19 protein-coding genes, 4 tRNA genes and 1 pseudogene are annotated in these 22903 nt (G+C 67.7%); 8 read left to right on the top strand and 16 right to left on the bottom strand.

What is annotated here, in order from left to right; genetic code table 11:
- Position 1: 1 nt before the first annotated feature.
- The 6 genes from tuf to ACO6VK_RS19205 form a co-directional block, all read right to left on the bottom strand.
- A complete protein-coding gene (gene tuf / locus ACO6VK_RS19230; protein WP_411850006.1) occupies positions 2 to 1192 on the bottom strand; it encodes an elongation factor Tu in 1191 nt (396 codons plus the stop codon).
- A gap of 40 nt (positions 1193 to 1232) precedes the next feature.
- Positions 1233 to 1308, bottom strand: a tRNA-Thr gene (locus ACO6VK_RS19225).
- 47 nt (positions 1309 to 1355) lie between these two features.
- Positions 1356 to 1429: transfer RNA gene (locus ACO6VK_RS19220), tRNA-Gly, on the bottom strand.
- Between the two features lie 28 nt (positions 1430 to 1457).
- Positions 1458 to 1543: transfer RNA gene (locus ACO6VK_RS19215), tRNA-Tyr, on the bottom strand.
- A gap of 138 nt (positions 1544 to 1681) precedes the next feature.
- Complete coding sequence (locus tag ACO6VK_RS19210) at positions 1682 to 2692, bottom strand: isoaspartyl peptidase/L-asparaginase family protein (protein ID WP_422509943.1); 1011 nt, start codon at positions 2690 to 2692, stop codon at positions 1682 to 1684.
- Between the two features lie 38 nt (positions 2693 to 2730).
- A complete protein-coding gene (locus tag ACO6VK_RS19205) occupies positions 2731 to 3750 on the bottom strand; it encodes a cyanophycinase (RefSeq protein WP_422509941.1) in 1020 nt (339 codons plus the stop codon).
- A gap of 168 nt (positions 3751 to 3918) precedes the next feature.
- On the opposite strand from ACO6VK_RS19205, the gene ACO6VK_RS19200 reads away from it, so the two are divergent.
- Positions 3919 to 6666 carry a TonB-dependent receptor plug domain-containing protein gene (locus tag ACO6VK_RS19200; protein ID WP_422509939.1) on the top strand — a complete coding sequence of 916 codons (2748 nt, stop codon included), beginning with the start codon at positions 3919 to 3921 and terminating at the stop codon, positions 6664 to 6666.
- Positions 6667 to 7306: 640 nt separating this feature from the next.
- Here ACO6VK_RS19200 and ychF read toward each other — a convergent pair.
- The 8 genes from ychF to ACO6VK_RS19160 all read right to left on the bottom strand — a co-directional run bounded on the left by ychF (position 7307) and on the right by ACO6VK_RS19160 (position 14342).
- Positions 7307 to 8398, bottom strand: a complete 1092-nt coding sequence (gene ychF / locus ACO6VK_RS19195; protein WP_422509937.1) for a redox-regulated ATPase YchF — start codon at positions 8396 to 8398, stop codon at positions 7307 to 7309.
- A 148-nt stretch (positions 8399 to 8546) separates the two neighbouring features.
- The gene (gene pth, locus ACO6VK_RS19190) at positions 8547 to 9125 is read right to left on the bottom strand and encodes an aminoacyl-tRNA hydrolase (protein ID WP_017356356.1); all 579 of its coding nucleotides are present in this window, start codon (positions 9123 to 9125) and stop codon (positions 8547 to 8549) included.
- An 80-nt stretch (positions 9126 to 9205) separates the two neighbouring features.
- Positions 9206 to 9820 (bottom strand): 50S ribosomal protein L25/general stress protein Ctc, encoded by a 615-nt coding sequence (locus ACO6VK_RS19185; protein ID WP_422509935.1) that lies wholly within the window; start codon positions 9818 to 9820, stop codon positions 9206 to 9208.
- A gap of 119 nt (positions 9821 to 9939) precedes the next feature.
- Complete coding sequence (locus tag ACO6VK_RS19180; RefSeq protein WP_422509945.1) at positions 9940 to 10899, bottom strand: ribose-phosphate diphosphokinase; 960 nt, start codon at positions 10897 to 10899, stop codon at positions 9940 to 9942.
- A gap of 142 nt (positions 10900 to 11041) precedes the next feature.
- Positions 11042 to 11118: transfer RNA gene (locus ACO6VK_RS19175), tRNA-Gln, on the bottom strand.
- 10 nt (positions 11119 to 11128) lie between these two features.
- Positions 11129 to 11998, bottom strand: a complete 870-nt coding sequence (gene ispE / locus ACO6VK_RS19170) for a 4-(cytidine 5'-diphospho)-2-C-methyl-D-erythritol kinase (protein WP_422509933.1) — start codon at positions 11996 to 11998, stop codon at positions 11129 to 11131.
- Positions 11995 to 12657 (bottom strand): lipoprotein insertase outer membrane protein LolB, encoded by a 663-nt coding sequence (gene lolB, locus ACO6VK_RS19165; protein WP_422509931.1) that lies wholly within the window; start codon positions 12655 to 12657, stop codon positions 11995 to 11997. The genes ispE and lolB overlap by 4 nt, the downstream gene beginning before the upstream one ends.
- Complete coding sequence (locus ACO6VK_RS19160) at positions 12654 to 14342, bottom strand: tetratricopeptide repeat protein (RefSeq protein WP_422509929.1); 1689 nt, start codon at positions 14340 to 14342, stop codon at positions 12654 to 12656. Before ACO6VK_RS19160 ends, lolB begins: the two co-directional genes overlap by 4 nt.
- Before the next feature lie 65 nt (positions 14343 to 14407).
- On the opposite strand from ACO6VK_RS19160, the gene hemA reads away from it, so the two are divergent.
- The 4 genes and pseudogenes from hemA to ppk2 all read left to right on the top strand — a co-directional run.
- Positions 14408 to 15691, top strand: a complete 1284-nt coding sequence (gene hemA, locus ACO6VK_RS19155) for a glutamyl-tRNA reductase (protein ID WP_422509927.1) — start codon at positions 14408 to 14410, stop codon at positions 15689 to 15691.
- Positions 15669 to 16754: a peptide chain release factor 1 gene (gene prfA, locus ACO6VK_RS19150; RefSeq protein WP_422509925.1), complete on the top strand. Its 1086-nt coding sequence runs from the start codon at positions 15669 to 15671 to the stop codon at positions 16752 to 16754. Before hemA ends, prfA begins: the two co-directional genes overlap by 23 nt.
- Positions 16755 to 16756: 2 nt before the next feature.
- Positions 16757 to 18469, top strand: a complete 1713-nt coding sequence (locus tag ACO6VK_RS19145; RefSeq protein ID WP_422509923.1) for a tetratricopeptide repeat protein — start codon at positions 16757 to 16759, stop codon at positions 18467 to 18469.
- 51 nt (positions 18470 to 18520) lie between these two features.
- Positions 18521 to 19288 (top strand): annotated as a pseudogene (gene ppk2, locus ACO6VK_RS19140) (polyphosphate kinase 2); the annotation flags it as partial.
- Positions 19289 to 19380: 92 nt separating this feature from the next.
- On the opposite strand, the gene ACO6VK_RS19135 reads toward ppk2, so the two are convergent.
- Both ACO6VK_RS19135 and ACO6VK_RS19130 read right to left on the bottom strand, forming a co-directional pair.
- Complete coding sequence (locus tag ACO6VK_RS19135; RefSeq protein ID WP_422509921.1) at positions 19381 to 19947, bottom strand: TlpA family protein disulfide reductase; 567 nt, start codon at positions 19945 to 19947, stop codon at positions 19381 to 19383.
- Positions 19944 to 21218 (bottom strand): YihY family inner membrane protein, encoded by a 1275-nt coding sequence (locus tag ACO6VK_RS19130; RefSeq protein WP_422509919.1) that lies wholly within the window; start codon positions 21216 to 21218, stop codon positions 19944 to 19946. The genes ACO6VK_RS19135 and ACO6VK_RS19130 overlap by 4 nt, the downstream gene beginning before the upstream one ends.
- Positions 21219 to 21328: 110 nt before the next feature.
- Here ACO6VK_RS19130 and wrbA point away from each other — a divergent pair, with 110 nt between their 5' ends.
- From wrbA to ACO6VK_RS19115, 3 genes are all read left to right on the top strand, one after another.
- Positions 21329 to 21919, top strand: a complete 591-nt coding sequence (gene wrbA / locus ACO6VK_RS19125; protein ID WP_422509917.1) for an NAD(P)H:quinone oxidoreductase — start codon at positions 21329 to 21331, stop codon at positions 21917 to 21919.
- Positions 21916 to 22254: a DUF2069 domain-containing protein gene (locus tag ACO6VK_RS19120; RefSeq protein ID WP_422509915.1), complete on the top strand. Its 339-nt coding sequence runs from the start codon at positions 21916 to 21918 to the stop codon at positions 22252 to 22254. Before wrbA ends, ACO6VK_RS19120 begins: the two co-directional genes overlap by 4 nt.
- 99 nt (positions 22255 to 22353) lie before the next feature.
- On the top strand, positions 22354 to 22839 hold the full coding sequence (locus ACO6VK_RS19115; protein ID WP_017357593.1) for an asparaginase domain-containing protein: 486 nt from the start codon (positions 22354 to 22356) through the stop codon (positions 22837 to 22839).
- Positions 22840 to 22903 lie beyond the last annotated feature (64 nt).

Below are 22903 nucleotides of genomic sequence, written 5' to 3'. Positions count from 1 at the left end.
ATTACGCGATGATCTTGGAGACCACGCCGGCGCCGACGGTACGGCCGCCTTCGCGAATTGCGAAGCGCAGACCTTCGTCCATTGCCACCGGGTTGATCAGGGTGACAACCATCTTCACGTTGTCGCCCGGCATGACCATTTCCACGCCTTCCGGCAGCTCAACCGCACCGGTGATGTCGGTGGTACGGAAGTAGAACTGCGGACGGTAGCCCTTGAAGAACGGGGTGTGGCGGCCGCCTTCGTCCTTGGACAGGACGTAGACTTCGGCGTCGAACTGGGTGTGCGGCTTGATCGAACCCGGCTTGGCCAGGACCTGGCCACGCTCGACGTCGTCACGCTTGGTGCCGCGCAGCAGCAGACCGGCGTTGTCGCCTGCCTGACCCTGGTCGAGCAGCTTGCGGAACATTTCCACGCCGGTGACGGTGGTCTTCTGGACCGGACGGATACCGACGATTTCGATTTCTTCGCCGACCTTGATCACGCCGCGCTCGATACGACCGGTCACCACGGTGCCGCGGCCCGAGATCGAGAACACGTCTTCCACCGGCATCAGGAACGGCTTGTCGATGTCGCGTTCCGGGGTCGGGATCCAGCTGTCGAGAGCTTCGACCAGCTTGATCACGGCCGGCACGCCGATGTCGCTCTGGTCGCCTTCCAGCGCCAGACGGGCCGAACCCGCGATGATCGGGGTGTCGTCGCCCGGGAAGTCGTACTTGCTCAGCAGCTCGCGGACTTCCATTTCGACCAGTTCCAGCAGCTCGGCGTCGTCCACCATGTCGGCCTTGTTCAGGAACACGACGATGTACGGCACGCCGACCTGACGCGACAGCAGGATGTGCTCGCGGGTCTGCGGCATCGGGCCGTCAGCGGCCGAGCACACCAGGATCGCGCCGTCCATCTGGGCAGCACCGGTGATCATGTTCTTGACGTAGTCAGCATGGCCCGGGCAATCCACGTGGGCGTAATGACGCTCGGTGGATTCGTATTCGACGTGCGCGGTCGAGATCGTGATGCCACGTGCCTTTTCTTCCGGCGCGGCGTCGATCGCGGAGTAATCCTTGAACTCGCCACCGAAGCGCTCGGCGCCGATCTTGGTCAGTGCGGCGGTCAGCGTGGTCTTGCCGTGATCGACGTGACCGATGGTGCCGACGTTGACGTGCGGCTTGGTGCGCTCGAACTTACCCTTGGCCATGGCTGCTTATCTCGAATCGTCTGAAGTGTGGTGCACTAGATGGTGCTCACGAAAGGAATCGAACCTTCGACCTCCTCCTTACCAAGGAGGTGCTCTACCGACTGAGCTACGTGAGCGAGTTTTGTATTATGGCACGAATTTGAATATATTCAAACTCATTCAATGGAGCGGGAGACGGGGATCGAACCCGCACCATCAGCTTGGAAGGCTGAGGTTCTACCATTGAACTACTCCCGCATCGGAAGCTCTTGCCACAACATGAAACTGGTGGAGGGAGGTGGATTCGAACCACCGAAGGCGTAAGCCAGCAGATTTACAGTCTGCCCCCGTTGGCCGCTTGGGTATCCCTCCTTACCACCCTGTCCCGTTGCGCCGAAGCGTTTTCGGTGTGGGGTGGAAGAGCCGTGAATTTTGGGGGTGAACGAGGGTTCTGTCAACAACCTTTTTGAATTTTTTCACACGAATGTTGAATTGCCCTGCGATTGCAGGCTATTGGCCCGGCAGCGGCAGCGGTTCGTCCGCAAAGATCGCCACGTGCGGCACGCCGTCGGCGCCGATCCAGCCCCGGTACATGCCCTGCGTATTGAACGGCGTCGCCGCCCGACCATCGGCCGAGAGCACGATCGCGCCACCATCGCCACCGAGGGCGGGAATGCGCTCATTGATCACCGCACGCCCGGCCTCATCCGGCCCCTGCCTGAGGTACTGCATGCGCGCGCAGATGTCGTAGGCCGCAGCGGTACGGATGTAGTACTCGCCCCACCCGGTACCGGACACCGCGCACGTGGCGCTGGCATACGTGCCGGCGCCGATGATCGGCGAATCGCCGACGCGGCCATAGCGCTTGTTGGTCATGCCACCGGTGGAGGTGCCTGCCGCAAGCTTGCCCTGGGCGTCCAGCGCCACGGCACCGACCGTGCCGAAGTGACGTGCCGTTTCCAGGTCGGCATGCGCCTGGCCGGCAGCCTCTTCGCGCAGCGCCTTCTGCAGCTGCTGCCAGCGCTTCTCGGTGCGGAAGTAGGCCGGATCGACCAGCGCGATGTCCTGGGTGGCGGCGAAGGTCTCGGCGCCCTCGCCCACCATCATTACGTGCGGGGAATGCTGCATGACCGCTTCGGCCAGCAGGATCGGATTGCGCACCCGGTGCACGCCTGCCACTGCGCCGGCCTTCAGCGTGGCACCGTCCATCAGCGAGGCATCCAGTTCGTTGCGCCCGTCATGGGTGAACACGGCCCCCTTGCCGGCGTTGAAGGTGGGATCGTCCTCCAGAACGGTGATGGCGGCCGTCACCGCGTCCAGCGCGGGACGCCCTGCCGCGAGTGCTGCGTGGCCCTTCAGCAGCGCCTGGCGCAGCGCGGCGCGCGCCGCTGCTTCCTCGGCGGGCGACAGATCCTTGCGCTCGACCCCTGCCCCACCGTGGATCACCAGGACGGGTTCGGCCGCCGACGCAAGCGGGCTCGACAGGCACAACGACAGCAGCAACGCGGTGGGTCGGAACATGACAGGGTCTCCAGGCAGGCAAGACCCCCATCATGGCGTCAGCGGGGCTGCAGTTCCAAGGCCCCGTCGCGGATGTCGGCGGTGATCTGGAACGCCGGATCGTCAACCCGGAACCCGTCCAGGTGCAGGCGGCTGCCACTGCCGACGCCGGTGACCGGGATCGCGTGGAAGTCCAGCGGCTCGCCATCGCGCAGGCGGTCGGCGGTGTGGCGCGGCATGACCAGCCAGGCGTAGCCGTCGTCGTTGCTGAACACCCGGCCGCGGCCGTCCGCCTCCACGCACAGCGCGGTGTCTTCGTCCACACCGATGCCGACCATGTCCGGGCGCCCGCTCTCCCGTGCGGCGCGGGCGACGAAGACGATCAGGCGGCCGAGCCGGTCGCGTTTGCCGAAATGGGTATCGGTGACGACGTTGGACAGGTACGGCATGGTCAGGAAGTCGTTGTCCAGGGTCACCGCGCTGCCCATCGGGTCCTGCAGCGCCCGGTCCGAGGTGATGCTGCCACCATCCAGTGCGCCGTAGCTGTAGCCGCCGAGAATGGCCAGACCGGCACTGGTGCCGGCAATGGGACGGCCGGCGCGCACATGGGCATTGAGGGCGTCGTTGAGGGCGGTGCCCTTCCAGAAGCGGATGTAGCGCGACTGGTCGCCGCCGGCGATGAAGATCGCATCGGCGGCGGCCACCACCTGCAGCACATTGGGGTCGTCGGCGGCGCGGCGGCTGTCGAAGACCAGGGTCTGGACCGTGCTGACGCCGCCGATGTCGCGGTAGAGGCGCTCCTGGAGGTCATCGCCGCCGGACGCGCGCAGGATCACCACCCGACCGTGGCCGGCGCGCTCCAGCCACCACGCGAAAGCGGCCGGCACCCAGTCGCCACCGCCCATCAGCATCATCGCCGGCTCGGTCCGGGCGGCCTGCGGCGCATCCAGGTCGCCGATCTCGTAGTAGCGGTAGCCTGGCTCCTGCAGGCTGCGCGCAGATTGGCCCTGGGCCGGCAGCGCCAGGCCGGCCAGCAGCACCCAGAGGAGCGGTCTGAAACGGCGGAAAGCCTTGTGCACGTTGATCTCCCTGAACAAATCGAGGGTGTAAGCGCTTTCACTCTTTGCCAGAGAACATGGCAGTGGTCAAGCCCGTAAAAAAGGCGTTAAATGCGCGCCGTCCATTCGCGAAAAGTGAATGGGGGACAGGCCTCCCTCGAGGCCGACACTTTCTTCTCGAGAATTCTCATGCGTAAACAGGCGATGGCGTGGTCGATCCAGCTGGCGTTGATGGGTGTGGCCGCAACTGCGGCAGCCCAGACGGCCGCCCCCGGAGTGCAGCAACTGGATACGGTGCAGGTCACCGGCTCGCGCATTCCCCGCGCGCAGGTGGAAGGACCGGCGCCGGTCACGGTGATCACCGCCGAGCAGATCCAGGCGAGCGGCTTCACCAGCGTGCCGGACGTGCTGCGGTCGATGACCCAGAACGGCGGCGAGACGCAGAGCCAGCAGTCCGCCAGTGGCGCCGATTTCTCGCCCGGCGCGCAGCAGGTTGATCTGCGCGGGCTGGGCCCGAACCACACCCTGGTGCTGGTCAACGGGCGCCGCATCGCCGACTTCCCGATGCCCTTCCAGGGCCGCAGCAACTTCACCGACGTGTCCAACATCCCGATCGGGATGATCGAGCGGATCGAAGTGCTGACCGGCAGCGCCTCGGCGATCTACGGGTCGGACGCGATCGCCGGCGTGGTCAACTTCATCCTCAAGAAGCAGGTGGACGGCACTACGGTGGACGTGCGCATGGGGACCACCAGCGAGGGCGGCGGCGAGTCGTTCGCCATGAGCATCGCCAGCGGCTTCGATGCCGGTCGTTTCAGTGCGGTGTACAGCCTGGACCTGCAGTCGCAGACGCCGCTGTGGGCCTACGAGCGCGCGCAGCAGGACTCCACCCTGGACGCGCCCACCGAAAGCGCCCGCGCCGCGCGCCGCGCCTACCTGCGCACCGACTGGAACGACGACTACCTCGACCCGGGCCAGGCCACCTGCGATGCACTGGCCGGCCAGAACAACGGCAGCACCCACTACGCCGAACGCGCGCGCTACGGCTTCTACTGCGGCAGTGACCGCTCGATCGGCTACGGCACGATCCTGAGCAAGCGTCGCGGCGTCAATGGCTACGCGTCGCTGAACTATGCCTTCGACAATGGCGCCAGCTGGTTTGCCGACGTGCAGATGGGCTACCACGACATCGCACTGATGCGCGATGTGACCCAGTGGGGCCGCATGGCCGCCGACGGCAACGAGGATGGCTACTTCTACAACCAGGCCACCGACCAGGTCGAGTTCTGGCAGCGCCAGTTCTCGCCGGAGGAAATGGGCGGGCTGCGCAACGGCATGATCCGCAGCACCCAGAAGACCTTCAGCATCACCACCGGCTTCAAGGGCACCCTGACCGGGGCGTGGGACTACGAGGCCTCGCTGAGCCATTCGCAGTACCAGTCGTCGATCCGCTGGCCGCAGATCGTGGCCGCCAAGGCCAACGCGCTGTTCCTGGGCGAGCAGCTCGGCGAGTACACCGATGATGACGACAACGTCTTCCCGATCTTCAACGCCGATCCGGCGCGCCTGTACCGTCCGCTGAGCCGCGCCGAGTACGATTCGATCGCCGCGCGCACGACCTACACGCCCAAGTCGCGCACCGACACCGCCGCGCTGACCCTGACCAACGGCGAGCTGTTCGAGCTGCCGGGCGGCAAGGCCGGCTTCGCGGCCACGGCCGAGTTCGGCAATCAGTCCTACGCGCTCAACCCCGATCCGCTGGCCACCCAGTACTACTACTACAGCTGGAAGGACTCCGATGGCCACGGCAGCCGCAACCGCTGGGCCACCGCCGCCGAGCTGCGCCTGCCGCTGCACGACACGCTCAACGTGAGCGTGGCCGGCCGCTTCGACCAGTACCGCTACTCGGGCAACAGCATCGGCAAGGCCACCTGGAGTGGCGGCATCGAGTGGCGCCCGATCGATACGCTGCTGGTGCGCGGCTCCTACGGCACCGCATTCCGCGCGCCGGACCTGCACTACGTGTACGCCGGGCCGGGCAACGACGAAACCAGCAACAACGACTACTACAACTGCCAGCTGGACCAGGCCGACGACTGCTCGGACTACGAGGAGAACCTGATCCGCACGCGCGAAGGCAACCGCAGGCTCGACCCGGAAACCAGCACGTCGTGGAGCGCCGGCTTCGTGTGGTCGCCGACGATCGGCCTGGACCTGTCGGTGGACTGGTTCGACATCGACATGCGCGACCAGGTGCGGGACATGGACGTGGGCTCGATCCTGCGCGATGAAGCGGCCTGCCGCCTGGGCGGTGCGGACCCGACCTCGCCGACCTGCGTGGACGCCATCAGCCGGGTGACCCGCACCAGCGATGGCCGCCTGTATGGCGTGCACGTCAACCCGATCAACATCGCCCGCGAAACCACCCGCGGCATCGATGTGGGCCTGCGTTACCGCCTGCCGACGACGTTTGGCGACTTCATCTTCAGCGGCAACCACACCTGGGTGAAGACGCACGATTTCCAGCAGTTTGCCGGCGACGTGGTCGAAGACCAGTTCGCGGTCAACAGCGGCTTCGACATCCCGCGCACCAAGACCAGCGCCAGCATCACCTGGGAGAAGGACGCCTGGTCGGCCACCGTCTACGGCTCGCGCCTGGGCCGGCTGCCGACCTACGACAGCTACGACCAGAGCTTCGATCCGGACAGCGGCGACAGCCCGTGGATCGGCGCGACCTACCGCTACAACGTGTCGGTGCAGTACCGCTTCGACGACCACGCCCGCCTGTCGCTGTCGGTGGTCAACGTGGGCAACAAGATGCCGCCGAAGGACGCCACCTACACCTCGTACCCGTACTACGACGTGTCCTGGTTCGATACCGTCGGCCGCACGATCAACCTGCAGTACACCCACAAGTTCGGCGGCACGCCGCTGTAAGGCGCACCGCCAGGAACGCTGTGGAAAGGACGGAGGCACTGCCTCCGTCTTTTTTTGGGCGCAGCGCAGGGGCGTGGGTTTTCCACATGACGCGTGGAAAGCCGTGGGGGTTTGCTGTGGACAAGCCGGTGCGAGCGTTGCGCCGCAGCGCTTTCCAAGGGTGGTCAATAATTGTCCAGTGCTGGCGGGAGCGGATCGGGGTCCGGCCGCAGCTGTTTTCCACACGCGGCGTGGAAAGCCGTGGGGGTTTGCTGTGGACAAGCCTGTGTGAGCGTTGCGGCGCAGGGGTTTTGACGGGTGATCAATTATTGTCCAGCGGGAGGTGTGCCGACCAACGGTCGGCACCCACCGGGGCAAGAGGTCGGCACCCACCGCGGCAAATGGTCGGTACCCACCTGGTTGCGACGTGCAGCGCATCGACGGGCGCGGGTTTTCCACATGGCACGTGGAGAGCCGCGGGGGTTTGCTGTGGACAAGCCTGTGTGAGCGTTGCAGGGCAAGGTTTTTCTGGAATGGTCAATTAGTGTCCAGCAGAAGGTGTGCCGACCAACGGTCGGCACCTACTACCGCCTCGGGCGCCCGCCCAAACGCAAACGCCCCGCTCAAGGCGGGGCGTTGCGGGTGTTCCTCGTCGGTGGAATCAGACGTTGAAACGGAAGTGCAGGATGTCGCCTTCCTGGACGCGGTATTCCTTGCCTTCCAGGCGCAGACGACCGGCTTCCTTGGCGCCGGCTTCGCCCTTGTACTTGATGAAGTCGTCATACGCGATCGTTTCGGCGCGGATGAAGCCCTTCTCGAAGTCGGTGTGGATCACGGCGGCCGCCTGCGGGGCGGTGGCGCCCTTGCGCACGGTCCACGCGCGGACTTCCTTCACGCCAGCGGTGAAGTAGGTCTGCAGGCCGAGCAGGTTGTAGGCGGCGTTGATGACGCGGTTCAAGCCCGGCTCGGACAGACCGAGGTCGGCCAGGAACGTGTCGCGGTCTTCGTCGTCGAGCTGGGACAGCTCTTCTTCGATGGCAGCCGACACCGGTACCACCTGCGCGCCTTCTTCGGCGGCACGGGCGCGCACGGCGTCCAGGTGCGGGTTGTTCTCGAAACCGTCTTCCAGCACGTTGGCGATGTACATCACCGGCTTGAGGGTGAGCAGGAACAGGTCGCGGACCAGGGCCTTCTCTTCCTCGTCCAGACCGGCGGTGCGGCCGGCCTTGCCGTCGGACAGCGCGGCCTGCAGCTTGGCCAGCACCGGCTTGCGGGCCGCCGCCTCCTTGTCGCCACCCTTGGCAGCGCGCTCGGCGCGGTTCAGCGCCTTCTCGACGCTGTCCAGGTCGGCCAGAGCCAGCTCGGTATCGATGGTGTCGATGTCCGAGATCGGGTCGACCTTGTTGTTGACGTGGATGACGTCGGCGTTCTCGAAGCAGCGCACCACGTGGGTGATCGCATCCACTTCGCGGATGTGGGCCAGGAACTTGTTGCCCAGGCCTTCACCGCTGGCGGCACCGGCGACGAGGCCGGCGATGTCGACGAATTCCACCGCGGTCGGGATGACCTTCTGCGGGTTGATGATCGCGGCCAGCTCGTTCAGGCGCGGATCCGGCACCGGCACGATGCCGACGTTCGGTTCGATGGTGCAGAACGGGAAGTTGGCCGCCGCGATGCCCGCCTTGGTCAGCGCATTGAACAGGGTCGACTTGCCCACGTTGGGCAGACCGACGATGCCGCATTTGATACCCATCTTTGACAACCTCTGGGGTGAAAGTGATTGGTAAAAGGGCGCGCCGTGGGGCACCGTTTTACCGATCATTTTCCGTACCGACCAGCGGTCGGTACCTACCGGGTTGCTACGTGTACCTACCGGATTGCTGCGTGCCTGCCGGGGGGGTTCATTTCGGGGTGTGCAGGCGCTTCATGGCTTCGCTGTAGTCGCCCTTCACTGCCAACGGCAGTACATCGATGGCGTCGTTGATGGCATGGCCGATCAACACATCGTCATCCTTGCCGGCGCGGCCGAGGACCCACGGGACCACGCGGTCCTTGTGGCCGGGATGGCCGATGCCGATGCGCAGGCGGTGGAACCTGCCATGCCCCAGCAGCCGGATGGTGTCGCGCAGGCCGTTCTGGCCGCCGTGGCCACCGTCGAACTTGAGCCGTGCCACGCCAGGCGGCAGGTCCAGCTCGTCGTGCGCCAGCAGGGTTTCTTCGGGCTCGATCTTCCAGAAGCGCTGCGCGGCGGTGACCGACTTGCCACTGAGGTTCATGAAGGTGGCGGGCTTGAGCAGCCACACCGGTTGCCCGGCGATGTCGACCTTGGCGGTCTCGCCGAACAGCTTGCTGTCCACGCTCCAGCGCGCGCCGGCCTGCTCGACCAGGGCGTCAATGAAACGAAACCCGGCGTTGTGCCGGGTCTGGGCGTGCTCGGGTCCGGGGTTGCCCAGACCAACGATCAATCGCAATCCTGTCATCACTCTTCTTCGTCGGTACCAGCCCTGTGCCGGCACATACAGAAACGGCGCCTGCCCCGAAGGACAGACGCCGCAACCACTTACTCTGCGGCCGGCGCTTCGTCGGCAGCGTCTTCCTTGCCGTGCTTGGCGGTGACGATCGCGTCGTCGTGGTCCTTGCCCTGGGCCAGGGCCGGGATCTCGACGCCCTTCGGCAGCTTGATGTCCGACAGGTAGATCACGTCACCGGCCTTCAGGTCGGCCAGGTCGACGTCGATCGATTCCGGCAGGTCCTTCGGCAGGCAGGAGATGGTCACTTCCTTCAGTTCGTGGGTGACCACGACGTCGGCAGCCTTGCCAGCCGGCGAGGTGTCTTCGTTGATGAAGTGCAGCGGGACGTTGGCGGTCAGGGCCTCGTTCTCGTTCACGCGCAGGAAATCCAGGTGGATGATCAGCTGCTTGAACGGGTGGCGCTGCATGTCACGCAGCAGCACCTTGGTGACCTGGCCGTCCAGGTTCAGGTCCAGGATCGACGAGTAGAACCACTCGTTCTGCTGGGCCAGCCAGATCTGGTTGTGGTCCAGGTTGATGTTGATCGGAGCGGCGTCGCCGCCGTACACAACGGCCGGGATCACGCCGGCGTGACGCAGGCGGCGGCTCGCACCCTTGCCCTGCACGTCACGAGCGGTGACCTTGATTTCATGAGTCTTCGACATGTTTGCACTACCAGTAGTTGCCGTGCCCGAAGGCGTGGCGGTTGAAGGTACGTCCGCGACCAGACGTACCCGGGACCCGTCTGCCGTTGCCGGCAGCCGGAAATTTCATTTCGACAGCATCAATCCACGTACAGCGAGCTGACCGACTCGCCGAAGGCGATGCGGCGCATCGTTTCGGCCAGCATCTCCGCCACGCTGAGCTGGCGGATCTTGCTGCACACCCGCGCCGCTTCATTGAGCGGGATGGTGTCGGTCACCACCAGCTCATCGAGCTGGGAGTTGTTGATGTTGTCCACCGCCGGGCCCGAGAGCACGGCATGGGTGCAGTACGCGGCCACCTTGAGCGCGCCACGCGCCTTCAGGGCAGCAGCGGCCGCACACAGGGTGCCGGCAGTATCGACGATGTCATCGACCATCACGCAGGTCTTGCCATCGACGTCACCGATGATGTTCATCACGGTGGAGACGTTGGCGCGCGGACGGCGCTTGTCGATGATCGCCAGGTCGGCATCGTCCAGGCGCTTGGCGACGGCGCGCGCGCGCACCACACCACCCACGTCCGGGGACACCACGATCAGGTTTTCAGTGCCGTAGGCACGCCAGATATCGGCGAGCAGCAGCGGCGAGGCATACACGTTGTCGACCGGCATGTCGAAGAAACCCTGGATCTGGTCGGCATGCAGATCCACCGTCAGGACCCGGTCGGCCCCCACGGCGCTGAACATCTTGGCGGCGACCTTGGCCGTGATCGGCACGCGCGAGGAGCGCATGCGGCGATCCTGGCGCGAGTAGCCGAAGTACGGCACCACCGCGGTGACGCTGTTGACCGAGGCGCGCTTGAGCGCATCGATCAGGACCAGCAGCTCCATCAGGTTCTCGGCGCTGGGGGCGCAGGTCGGCTGGATCACGAAGACGTCCTGCTTGCGGACGTTCTCTTCGATTTCCACCTGCACTTCACCATCGGAGAAGCGCGAGACCAGTGCCTTGCCCGGTCGCACCCCCAGTTCCTTGCAGATGCTCTGCGCAAGGCGCTTGTTGGCGTTGCCGGAAAATACCAGCAGGTTGGGGGATTCTTGCATCATGGGACGGTCTCGGGCGGGAGCGATTGGCGGAGAACTCTGCCGCAGGCACCCGGAGGCGTCGGCGGTGACGACACTGCGGAGGTTCGACCGCGCCCGCGCAGATCGCGTGCGCAAGGGTTCGCGGCAAAACATCCGCAAGTGGCAGGGGCGGGAGGATTCGAACCTCCGAATGCCAGGATCAAAACCTGGTGCCTTGGGCCTCTTGGCGACGCCCCTGCATCAAAAATCAATAACGCTCGAGTACATCAAGCAGTGGCGAGCGCTCCACGCCCGCAGCCACCCATGCCCGCAGTCCTTCCGGCAACTCCGCCAACGCCTGCTCTGCGGCAGTGCGCGTGGTGAACTCGACGAAACAACCGCTTCCCGACCCGGTGAGTCGTGCCCGGCCGATACTGCTCAACGCCACCAGCACCGCCTCAACGGCAGGCTCGCGGCGGCGCAGGACCGGCTCGAACGCATTCCCGAGCAAAGACCCGGAAGCGAAGTCCTCTATTTTCGCCACTGGGGCATCGCGCGTCAAATCCGGTGATGCGAAAAGCGCAGCCGTCGGGACGTGAACGCCGGGATCGGCGAGCACGTACCAGGCCGGCGACAGGTCCATCGGGGTCAGCTGCTCGCCAACCCCTTCGGCCCACGCGTTGTGGCCGCGCACGAAGACCGGCACATCCGCACCAAGCTGCAGGCCCAGCGCCGCCAGCGTGTCCACGTCCAGCCCTGCCCCCCACAGGTGGTTCAGGGCGACCAGCACGGTGGCCGCATCGGACGAACCGCCGCCGAAGCCACCGCCGGCCGGAACGTGCTTTTCGATGCCGATGTCGGCACCTTGAGAGACGTTTGCCGCATTTTTAAGCAGGCACGCCGCACGCACGGCGAGGTCATCGGCCTCGGCAACACCCGCCACCGACGGCCCGTCACGGCGGACCTGCCCATCCTCGCGCAGCCGCAGGCGGAGCCGGTCGCCCCAGTCGAGCAGGCGGAAGACGGTCTGCAGCTGGTGATAGCCGTCAGCACGGCGACCGGTGATCTGCAGGAACAGGTTCAGCTTGGCCGGCGCCGGCCAGTACGACCAGCCGGCGTTCAGGTCCGGCGCGCTCATGGGGTGCCGAGCACCCAGCTGTCGACCACCAGGCGCACCTTGGCGTCGCCGTTGACCGCCTCGATCCGCCGCGGCAGCACCGGGCGATCGCCCTCCGCCGGGTACCAGTCCAGGTACTGGATCTGCCACCCCATCTGCTGCACGCGGCGCGGGCGGCCCTCGCCGTCGCGCTCGACCTGCTCGGCCGGGCCCGCAGCGTCGACCACCAGGCCACGCACCCAGTCGGGCAGCTGGTTCACCGGAATATCCCAGCCGGTCGCCTCCAGCAGCACCTGCTGGGCGTCGTCGCCCTGGCGCGGTCCGCCGTCCAGCCCTTCCAGCCGCCCGCCTTCGTGGTGGGTGTCGCCGGTCAGTTTCCAGCTCTGGCGGGTCACCGGCGCGCTCAGCTCGACCACGTACTGGTGGGCCTGCTGCTGCCAGTCGATGCGGCCATTGCCGCCGTTGCGGCCCTTGTTGATGGCCACCCGGCCCTGGAACGCCCACTGCGGCTGCGCGAGAACCGCCGCGACGCGGGCGCTTTCGGCCTGCTGCGCGGCGGGCGACACCGTGGTCACCACCGCCGGCGCGGAGGGGGCCTTGCGCTCGTCCAGCGATACGCACGCCGACAGCGAGAGGGCCGCGACAAGGGCCGCGGCAGGTTTCAGGAACTGCAGGTTCATACGCCGTATTTCTCGATCACGCGCTGCAGGGCGCGGTTGTCAGGGTCCAGCTTGCGGGCTTCGTCGAAGAACTGGCGGGCCTCGTCCTTGCGGCCGAGCACCCACAGCACTTCGCCGACATGGGCGGCGATCTCCGCATCCTTGGCCAGGCTCCAGGCGCGCCGCAGCTGCACCAGCGCCTGTTCGTTGCGACCCAGGCGATAGAGCACCCAGCCGTAGCTGTCGACGATGGCGGCGTTGTCCGGCTCGGCCACGCGGGCGCGGTCGATCAGTTCCAGGGCCTCCTGGTAGCGCTGGGTGCGATCGGCCAGGGTGTAGCCCAGCGCGTTGAGCGCGGCCACGTTTTCCGGATCGGTCACCAGCACCTTGCGCAGGTCGGCCTCGGCGCGGGCGATGTCGTCGCGGCGCTCCCAGGCCAGCGCGCGGGCATACAGCAGGGCGTTCTCGTCGGGATAGGCGGCCAGGCCGCGGCCGAGTGCGTCCAGTTCGCCGGCATCGTCGTTGCCGCGCTGGCGCAGCTCCGCTTCGAGCAGGTAGGCGTCGCGCCGTGCCTCGTCATCGACCGTCGCGTCGGACTGGATCGCATGCACTTCGGCCAGCGCCTTGTCGGTGCGGCCCAGTTCGTACTGGGCGTTGGCCGCGCGCAGGCGGGCTTCGTCGCGTTCCGGACCGCCAGGCACGCCGTGGTACCACTCCACCGCCTCGGCCGGCCGCTTGAGGTACTCGGCGATCTTGCCGAGCAGCAGCCGCTGGGCCGGATCGGGCTTGGTCGCCTTGCCGGACAGCTCGGTATACAGCGCCAGCAGCGCCGTGGTGTCGTTCTGCTTGGCCAGCAGCGAGGCGCGCATGCCGTAGGTCTGCACGTCCTGCGGGCCGACCGACAGCACGCGCTCGGCGGCCTTGGATTCGCCCATCGCGTCGTAGGTGATCGCCACCGCGTTGCGCAGTTCCGGGTCCTGCGCGGTTTTGGGTTCCACCCCGCGCAGCAGCGCCAGCGCCTCGTCGGTCTTGCCGGACTGGCTCAACTGGCTGGCGTGCAGCAGGGCCACGCGCGGTTCATCGGGGAAGCGGCGGACCACTTCGTCGACCATGCGCCGGGCCAGATCGGGCTTGTCCATGCGCAGCGCCAGGCGACCGAACTCCTGCCAGGCCTCCAGCGTGTTGGGGATCGCATTGGCGTCCACCAGCCCGCCCAGCACCTGGGCCGGCACGGCCGGGTCGCGGCCGCCCCCCACCAGGGCGGCGATGGCGAACTTCCAGCCGCGCGGATCGGGGTCGCGCAGCACCGCAACCAGTTCGGCCTGGGCAGTCTTCACCTGGTTCTGGCGCATGGCCAGGGCCGCGGCACTGCTGCGCATGGCCAGCGAGCGCGGCGCGCGCGCCTCCCACAGCTTCAGCGCCCGGGCGGCACGGACATCATCGTTGGCCAGCATGGCGATGCGGGTGGCGCGCTCGGCCAGCCCGGCGTCGTCGCGGCCGGCTTCGGCGGCCTCCAGGTACCAGCGCGCGGCGTCCTCCAGCTTGCCGGCCTGGAGGGCGAACTCGCCGGCCATGACCGGGGTCAGCGAGGCAGGCTCGGCGGCGCTGTCCTTGCCCGCCGGAACCGTGGCCGGACGGGCCGCCAGGGCGTTGGCGGTGAACAAAGACAGCAGCAGAACGCTGGAGATGCGAATCAATGCGGGCATCGGGGGCATCTGAGCCTTAAAATGACGACTTGAATGGCCAGCAGCTTATCGCAAGCAACTGAACAATGACCCTGTGGGTGCTCGGACTGAACCACCAGACCGCGCCAGTGGAACTGCGCGAACGCGCGTCCTTTGGCGGCGATGCGCTGCCGCGGGCGCTCGCCTCGCTGCGTGACACCCCGCAGGTGGCCGAAGCGGTGCTGCTGTCCACCTGCAACCGCACCGAGCTGTATGCCATCGCCGAGTCCGGGCAGGCCCTGGCCGACTGGCTGGAAAGCCACGCCGGCCAGCTCCACGGCTACCTGTACCAGCATGCCGATGCGGACGCCGTGCGCCATCTGTTCCGGGTGGCCACCGGCCTGGATTCGATGGTGCTGGGCGAACCGCAGATCCTGGGCCAGGTGAAGGACGCCTGGGCCACCTCGCGCGATCACGGGCTGCTCGGCCAGCGCCTGGACCGCCTGTTCCAGCAGACCTTTTCGGTGGCCAAGCGGGCCCGCACCGATACCCGGGTGGGCGCCAATCCGGTGTCGGTGGCCTCCACGGCGGTGCGCCTGGCGCAGAACTCGTTCGCCCGGCTGGAAGATTCCACGGTGCTGCTGGTCGGCGCCGGCGAGACCATCGAGCTGGCGGCGCGGCATCTCAGCGAGGGGCGCGTGCGCCGGCTGCTGATTGCCAACCGCACCCTCGCCCATGCCCAGGACCTGGCCAGCCGCCACGGCGGCGTCGCCCTGCCCTTGACCGAACTGGAGCGTCACCTCGGCGAAGCCGACGTGGTGTTTTCGGCCACCGCCGCGCGTGAGCCGGTGATCGCCAAGGCGCATGTCGCTGCCGCGCTGCGGGCACGCCGGCACAAGCCGATGCTGCTGTTCGACCTGGCCGTGCCGCGCGATATCGAATCGGGCGTGGGCGATCTCAGCGATGCCTTCCTGTACACGGTGGACGATCTGGAGCGGGCGGTCGAAGACAACCGCCGCAGCCGTCGCGAAGCCGCCGCCGAGGCCGAGGCGATCATCGACCTGCAGGTCGCCCGGTTCGTGGAAACCCTGCAGGCCGGCGCGCACCAGGCGCCGCTGCGGCAACTGCGCGCCTACGGCGATGCGACGCGGACGGAGATGCTGGAAAAAGCCCGACAGCAGCTGGCCAACGGCAAACCCGCCGAGGACGTGCTGGAACTGCTCGCGCACGGCTTGACCAACCGCCTGCTGCACCCGCCGACGGCCGCGCTGCGCGCGGCGGCGTTGAGCGGCGATACTGAACTGACCCGCGCCGCCGAGCGCCTGTTCCCGGCCAAGCCGGGCTATCAGCACCCTGTTGTGAGGAATGATGACGCCGACCCTGCGCCGTAAGCTGGAAGCGCTGGCCGAGCGCCGCGAAGAACTTGAACGCCTGCTTGCCGACCCGGGCGTGGTCGGCGACAACGAACGCTTCCGCGCGTTCTCGCGCGAGTTCTCGCAGCTGCAGCCGATTGCCACCGCACTGGCCGACGAAGCCCGGGCCAAGGCCGACCTGGCCGCGGCCGAGGCGATGCGCGCCGAGCCGGACCTGCGCGAGCTGGCCGAGGAGGAAATCACCGCGGCCCAGCAACGCCTGGAGCAGCTCGACCAGGACCTGGCCCTGCTGCTGGTACCGCGCGACCCGCGCGACGACGGCAACCTGTTCCTGGAAGTGCGCGCCGGTACCGGCGGCGACGAGGCGGCGATCTTCGCCGGCGACCTGTTCCGCATGTACGCCCGCTACGCCGAACGCCAGGGCTGGAAGGTGGAGGTCGAATCGGACAGCCCCGGCGAACATGGCGGCTACAAGGAAATCGTGGCCCGGGTGGTCGGTCGCGGCGCCTACTCGAAGCTGAAGTTCGAATCGGGCACGCACCGCGTGCAGCGCGTGCCGGCCACCGAGTCGCAGGGGCGCATCCACACCTCGGCGGCCACCGTGGCGATCATTCCCGAAGCCGACGATGTCGAGGACGTGACGATCAATCCGGCCGACCTGCGGGTGGATACGTTCCGCTCGTCCGGCGCCGGCGGCCAGCACGTCAACAAGACCGAATCGGCGATCCGCATCACCCACCTGCCGACCGGCGTGGTGGTGGAATGCCAGACCGAGCGCAGCCAGCACGCCAACCGCGACAAGGCCATGAAGCGCCTGAAGGCACAGCTGCTCGACGCCGAGCGCAGCCGGCAGGCCGCCGCCACCGCCGAGAGCCGCCGCCTGCAGGTAGGCAGCGGCGACCGCAGCCAGCGCATCCGCACCTACAGCTTCCCGCAGGGCCGGATCACCGACCACCGTGTGGAAGGGCTGACGCTGTACGACCTGCCCAACATCATTGCCGGCGAGCTCGATACGCTGGTGGAACGACTGATCCACGAGCACCAGGCCGACGAACTGGCGCAGCTGGCGGCCGGCCCCTGAGCGTGAGCGCGCCGGACCTGCAACGGCAGCAGCTGCGCGAGGCCGTGCAGCGCCAGCCTGCCGCCTTCCTTTTAGGGGTGATGTTAGAAAACTCAAACCCAGATTCGCCCCCCCCCCCCCCCGGCGCGGCGGCGGCCACCCAGGCGCTGCGGCTGCGCGCCGATCACCCCGAAGCACTGGCCCGGCTCGGGCGTGCCCGCTGGATGCAGGGCCACCCCGGCGATGCAGCCGCCCTGCTGCGCCGGGCGGCCGAGCAGGTACCGCAGCATCCGGGCATCGCCCTGTGGCTCGGCCATGCGCTGGAGGATGCCGGCCAGCCCGAGGCCGCCGCCGATGCCTATCGCCATGCACACCGGCTGCTGCCCGGCGAACCCTACATCACCGCGCAGCTGCTCAACTGGCAGCGCCGCCTGTGCGACTGGCGCGATCTGGACCGGCTGTCCGCCCAGGTCCGGCAGGCGGTGGCACAGGGCCAGGCGGTGGTCGAGCCGTTCGCCTTCCTCAGTGAAGACGCCAGCGCCGCCGAACAGCTGGCCTGCGCGCGACAGCGCGCGGCAGCGGTCGGGGCGGGCCTGGCTCCCCTGCCCCCGGCAACCGTGCGTGGCCACGGCAGGCTGCGCGTGGGCTTCCTCTCCAATGGCTTCGGCGCCCATCCAACCGGGCTGCTGACCGTGGCCCTGTTCGAGCAGCTGGGCCGCGCCGACCGGCTGGAGCTGCATCTGTTCGCGCTCAACGGCGACGACGGCAGCGACATCCGCGCCCGCCTGAAGGCGGCGGCCAGCGTGCTGCACGAGGTGGGCGGGCAGAGCCACCAGGACATCGCCACCCGTATCCGCAACGCCGGCATCGATGTGCTGTTCGACCTGCGTGGCTGGGGCGGCGGCGGCACGCCGCAGGTGCTGGCGATGCGCCCGGCGCCGGTACAGGTGAACTGGCTGGCGTATCCGGGCACGTCCGGCGCACCGTGGATCGACCACGTGCTGGCCGACGCATTCGTGCTGCCCGACGCGCTGGCCCCGGCCTTCAGCGAACAGGTCCTGCGCCTGCCGCGCGCGTTCCAGCCCTCGGACAACACGCGCGCGATGACACTGCCGCCGTCGCGCGCCGCCTGCGGCCTGCCCGAACACGGCGTGGTGCTGTGCTGCTTCAACAACAGCTACAAGCTCACCCCGCGCAGCATGCAGCGTCTGTTCGCGGTATTGCAGGGCGTGCCCGGCAGCGTGCTGTGGCTGCTGTCCGGCCCCGGCAACGCCGATGCGCGGCTGCGTGCGGCGGCCCGCGACGCGCGCGTGGACCCGGCACGCCTGGTGTTCATGCCGCGCCTGCCCCACGCCGAGTACCTGGCCCGCTACCAGCACGCGGACCTGTTCCTGGACACCCACCCCTACAACGCCCACACCACCGCCTCCGATGCGCTGTGGGCCGGCTGCCCGGTGCTGACCTGCCCGGGCAGTACGTTCGCCGCGCGCGTGGCCGGCAGCCTCAATCACCATCTGGGACTGGCCCGGATGAATGCCGTTGATGACCGCGCCTTCATCGCCACGGCCATCCAGCTCGGCAACGATGCGCAGGCGCTGCAGGCGCTGCGTGCCGAACTGGCCGTGCAACGCACGCGCAGCGGCCTGTTCGACATGGCGGCGTTCGCCGTGGATTTCACCGCCGCGGTCGAGGGCATGGCGCGCGAACGCGGCTGGCAGGGCGAACACACGCTCTGATCCTGCGGTGCGCTAGGCTCGATCCTCCACGACGACCACCGGAGCGGCTGGATGGGCAAGCTCAAGCGCAAGGCATACCAGGAACTGCTGGAACCGATGCAACTGGAACTCGCCGCGATGGCGCGCTGGGTGCAGCACACCGGCCAGCGCGTGCTGGTGCTGTTCGAAGGCCGCGACACCGCCGGCAAGGGCGGTGCGATCCAGGCCATCGCTGAACACCTCAATCCCCGCCAGTGCAAGGTGGTGGCGCTGCCCAAGCCCACCGACCGCGAAAGCACCCAATGGTATTTCCAGCGCTACGTGTCACATCTGCCGGCCGCCGGCGAGATCGTGCTGATGGACCGCAGCTGGTACAACCGCGCCGGCGTCGAGCACGTGATGGGCTACTGCACCGAAGCGCAGTACCGCGCGTTCCTGGCGCAGACGCCGGTGTTCGAGAAGCTGCTGGTGGACGATGGCATCGTGCTGTTCAAGTACTGGCTGACGGTGGACCAGGTACAGCAGGAGAAGCGCTTCGCCGAGCGCCACCTCGATCCGCTCAAGGGCTGGAAGCTGTCGCCGGTGGACCTGAAGTCGCGCAGCAAGTACAGCGCCTACACCGAAGCGCGCGAGACGATGCTGCGCGCCACCCACCGTGAGGAGGCGCCGTGGACGCTGGTCGATTTCAACGACCAGAAGCGCGGCCGGCTGGGGCTGATCCGCAACCTGCTGGACCGCCTGCCCGACACCCGCGTGGACGAGCCGGTGCTGGCGCTGCCGCCGCTGAAGGGCAAGCTGCACACCGAGCATTTCAGCGTCCTGCACCCCATCGAGACCTTCGACACGTGGTGCCGGGCTCTGCCCGGCAAAAGAAAAGCAGCCGGGCAGAGCCCGGCTCTACGGGGGGACGTTGCGTTCAACCCCGGGGCCGGTTATCGGGCCGCGATGCGCTTCTCGATGTCCGCGGCGGTGACCGGGCCGAGGTACTCCTTGGCCACCGTGCCATCGGGCGCGATCAGGTAGGTCAACGGCAGGCCACGCGGAATCGCGAAGTCTTCCGGCGGGTTGTACGTATCGACGATGACGATCGGATAGGTCACCGGTCGCTTCTCCAGGAACGCCTTCATCTCGGCCGGTTCGATGTCCTCGTAGGCCAGGCCCACTACCTCGATCTCGTCGCGCATGGCATGCAGCGCGGACAGCTCCGGCATTTCCTTGCGACACGGCGCACACCAGGTCGCCCAGAAGTTCACGACCACCCACTTGCCACGATGCGCGGCCAGATCGTAGTCGCTGCCGTCCAGCGCCTTGAGCTTGAGCGTGGGGCGTTCCACGGTGCGGCGGTCGGTGTCGGGGGTGGCCGCAGGCGCGGATGCCGTATCGGCAGCAGGGGCTGCCGGCGGCGCCGCGGCCGGTTCGGGCTGCGCGGTCGGGGCGGGCTTGTTGCACGCGGCCAGCGCCAGCAGGCCCAGCGCAAGCAGCAGGGGCTTGGCGGTCATGGTGTGTCTCCGAGGTTTACATAGATGTCGCTGACGCGGCGCTTGAGCAGTTCGCGCAGCGGCAGGCGCAGCGCATCCAGCGCGGCCACCGAGGCGTCGCCCAGGCTGTCGTCGCGGTAGGGCAGGTACGCTTCCTTGACCGGGATGCGCATCTGGGTGGTTTCGTACAGATCCGACAGCGTGAGCTTGTCCAGGTCGCGCGCCAGCAGCCATTCGCCCTGCTCGTCTCGCCGCACCACGCGGATCGCTTCCAGGTCGCACAGCATGGTCTGTAGGAGCGAGTCGGTCAGCATCGGCTCCAGCCTCAGGATCTCGTCGTCGTCCAGGCTGCGGCCTTGCTGGCGCGCCTGCTGGAACCGTCCGATAAGACGCAGCAGGCCATAGATCTCATAGCCGGTGGGCAGGCGCAGGTCTGCCGGCTGGTAGCGGAACGCGGCAATCGAGGACGCCAGCGACGCGCCCAGCAGCACCGACACCCAGCACAGGTAGATCCACAGCAGCAGGATCGGCACGAAGGCCACCGTGCCGTAGAGCTTCTGGTAGGACTGGAAGCTGCCCAGGTAGGCGCCCATGCCCCACTTCACCAGCTCCAGCATCACCGCGGCCAGGATCGCGCCGGGGATCGCATGCCGCCATTTGACCGTGTGGTGCGGAACCACGCGGTAGACCAGCATGATGCAGACGAATTCGATCAGGACCGGCGCCAGCCCCAGCGACAGATTGGCCAGCCAGCGGCCTTCGCTGGTGCCGAACAGCGGCAGCGCGAACACCCGTGCCGACACCGCCAGCGAGGCGGCGGCCAGCATCGCGCCCAGGGTCAGCACCGTCCAATAGACCAGGAAACGGGTGAGCTTGGGCCGCGCCGAGCTGACCCGCCAGATCTGGTTGAAGGTCTGCTCGACGCTGTTGAGCGTGATCAGCAGCGACACCACCAGCGCGATGAAGCCGGCCGCGGTGAGCTGGCCGGCACTGGCCGAGAACTGGCGTAGATAGCCTTCGGCCGCGCGCGCCGCATTGGGCACGAAGTTGGAGAACACGTAGTCGCTGAGCTGGTCGCTCCAGCGGTCGAACACCGGGAAGGCCGAGAGCACCCCGAACACCACGATCGCCAGCGGCACCAGCGCGAACACGGTGGTGTAGGCCAGCGACGCGGCGGCCTGGAACAGGCGGTCGTCGAGGAAGCGGCGCCACAGGAAGCGGCCGAAGCTGGCGGCGCGCGCGCGATCCCGCACACGCTCCATCCACAGGTTGAGGGTGTCCAGAGGTTCCATCGGCGCAAGGGTACCCGATGCGGCCGGACGTGGACGCATCGGCCGCGCTCGCCCTGCGCCCGCCGCATCGCCATACTGACCGCTGGCCCCCAAGATGAGATGAAGGCGCGATGGCGGAGATCCTGGTGCTGTACTACAGCCGCGGCGGTTCGGTGGCCCGGCTTGCCCGCCAGATTGCGCGGGGCATCGGCGAAGTACCCGGCATGACCGCGCGCCTGCGCACGGTGCCGCCGGTGGCGGCGATCACCCAGACCGCGCGGCCGCCGGTGCCCGAGGAAGGGGCGCCGTACGTGAGCGTGGAGGATCTGGCCGAGTGCGACGGCCTGATACTGGGCAGCCCGACCCGCTTCGGCAACATGGCCGCCCCGGTGAAGCACTTCCTGGATGGGCTGGGCGCCGAATGGGTCAACGGCACGCTCGCCGGCAAGCCGGCGGCGGTATTCACCTCGACCGCGTCGCTGCACGGCGGCCAGGAGTCGACGCTGCTGTCGATGCATGTGCCGCTGCTGCACCACGGCTGCCTGATCGTGGGCATTCCCTTCACCGAACCGGCCTTGAGCCACACCACCACCGGTGGCACCCCTTATGGCGCCAGCCATGTGGCCGGTGCCAACGATGACCCGACGCCCAGCGAAGACGAGGCCATCCTGGCCCGGGCACTGGGCCGGCGCGTGGCCGACATCGCGCGGCGGCTGGCATGAGCGCGCGCGCGACCGAGGTCGTGCTCGCCCTGCTGCTGGCGGCGCTGGCCGGGCTGTACGCGCTGTGGTTCGCGCATGACAAGCACTGGCTGGCCACGCAGCTGGTGTTCACCGCACCGCCGCTGCTGCTGGCCGTGGGCGTGCTGGTGCGTCGGGGCAAGGCCGCGTTCTGGGCCGGCGTGCTGGCGCTGTTCTGGTTCAGCCACGGGGTGATGAGCGCCTGGAGCCATCCGGAGATTGCAGTGTGGGCCTGGAGCGAACTGGTGCTGGCGCTGGCGGTGATCGCCGTGGCGAGCGCACCGGGGTTGCGCAGGCGGTTCGGGAAGAAGGGGTAACGGCAGACGGGCGACGCCCGGCTCTGCGGGATCGCGCGGTATCATGGCGGCCGGGCGCGGCGACGCTGCCCGGCTCACCGTCAACCCAGGATTGCTGCAATGGACGAACTACTGATCATCACCACCGGCGGTACGATCGACAAGATCTACTTCGACGACAAGTCGGACTACCAGATCGGCGATCCCCAGATCGGGATGATCCTGCGCGAGCTGGGTGTGACCTTCCGTTTCAACGTGATTCCGATCCTGCGCAAGGATTCGCTGCACATCACCGATGACGACCGCGAACTGATCCGCGCGACCATCGCCGCGCAGCCGACCCGCCACGTGCTGGTCACCCACGGCACCGACTCGATGGTACAGACCGGCAAGGTGCTCAAGTCGATCGCCGACAAGACCATCGTCATGACCGGCGCGCTGAGCCCGGCACGCTTCCGTGGCTCGGATGCGGAGTTCAACATCGGCTGTGCGATCGGCGCGGTGCAGTCGCTGGCCAGCGGCGTGTACATCGCCATGAACGGCCGCATCTGGAATCCGGAGCAGGTACGCAAGAACGTGGCGGCCAACCGGTTCGAAGAAGCCTGAGTCACTGCCGCCACCTGCCGGACATGAAGACGCCCCGGCATGCCGGGGCGTCTTCGTTGCAGCC

It is taken from the genome of Stenotrophomonas sp. GZD-301 (assembly GCF_049310345.1).
Taxonomy (GTDB): domain Bacteria; phylum Pseudomonadota; class Gammaproteobacteria; order Xanthomonadales; family Xanthomonadaceae; genus Stenotrophomonas.
Note: the sequence above shows the minus strand (reverse complement) of the source record. Positions and strands in the feature narration are given on the sequence as shown.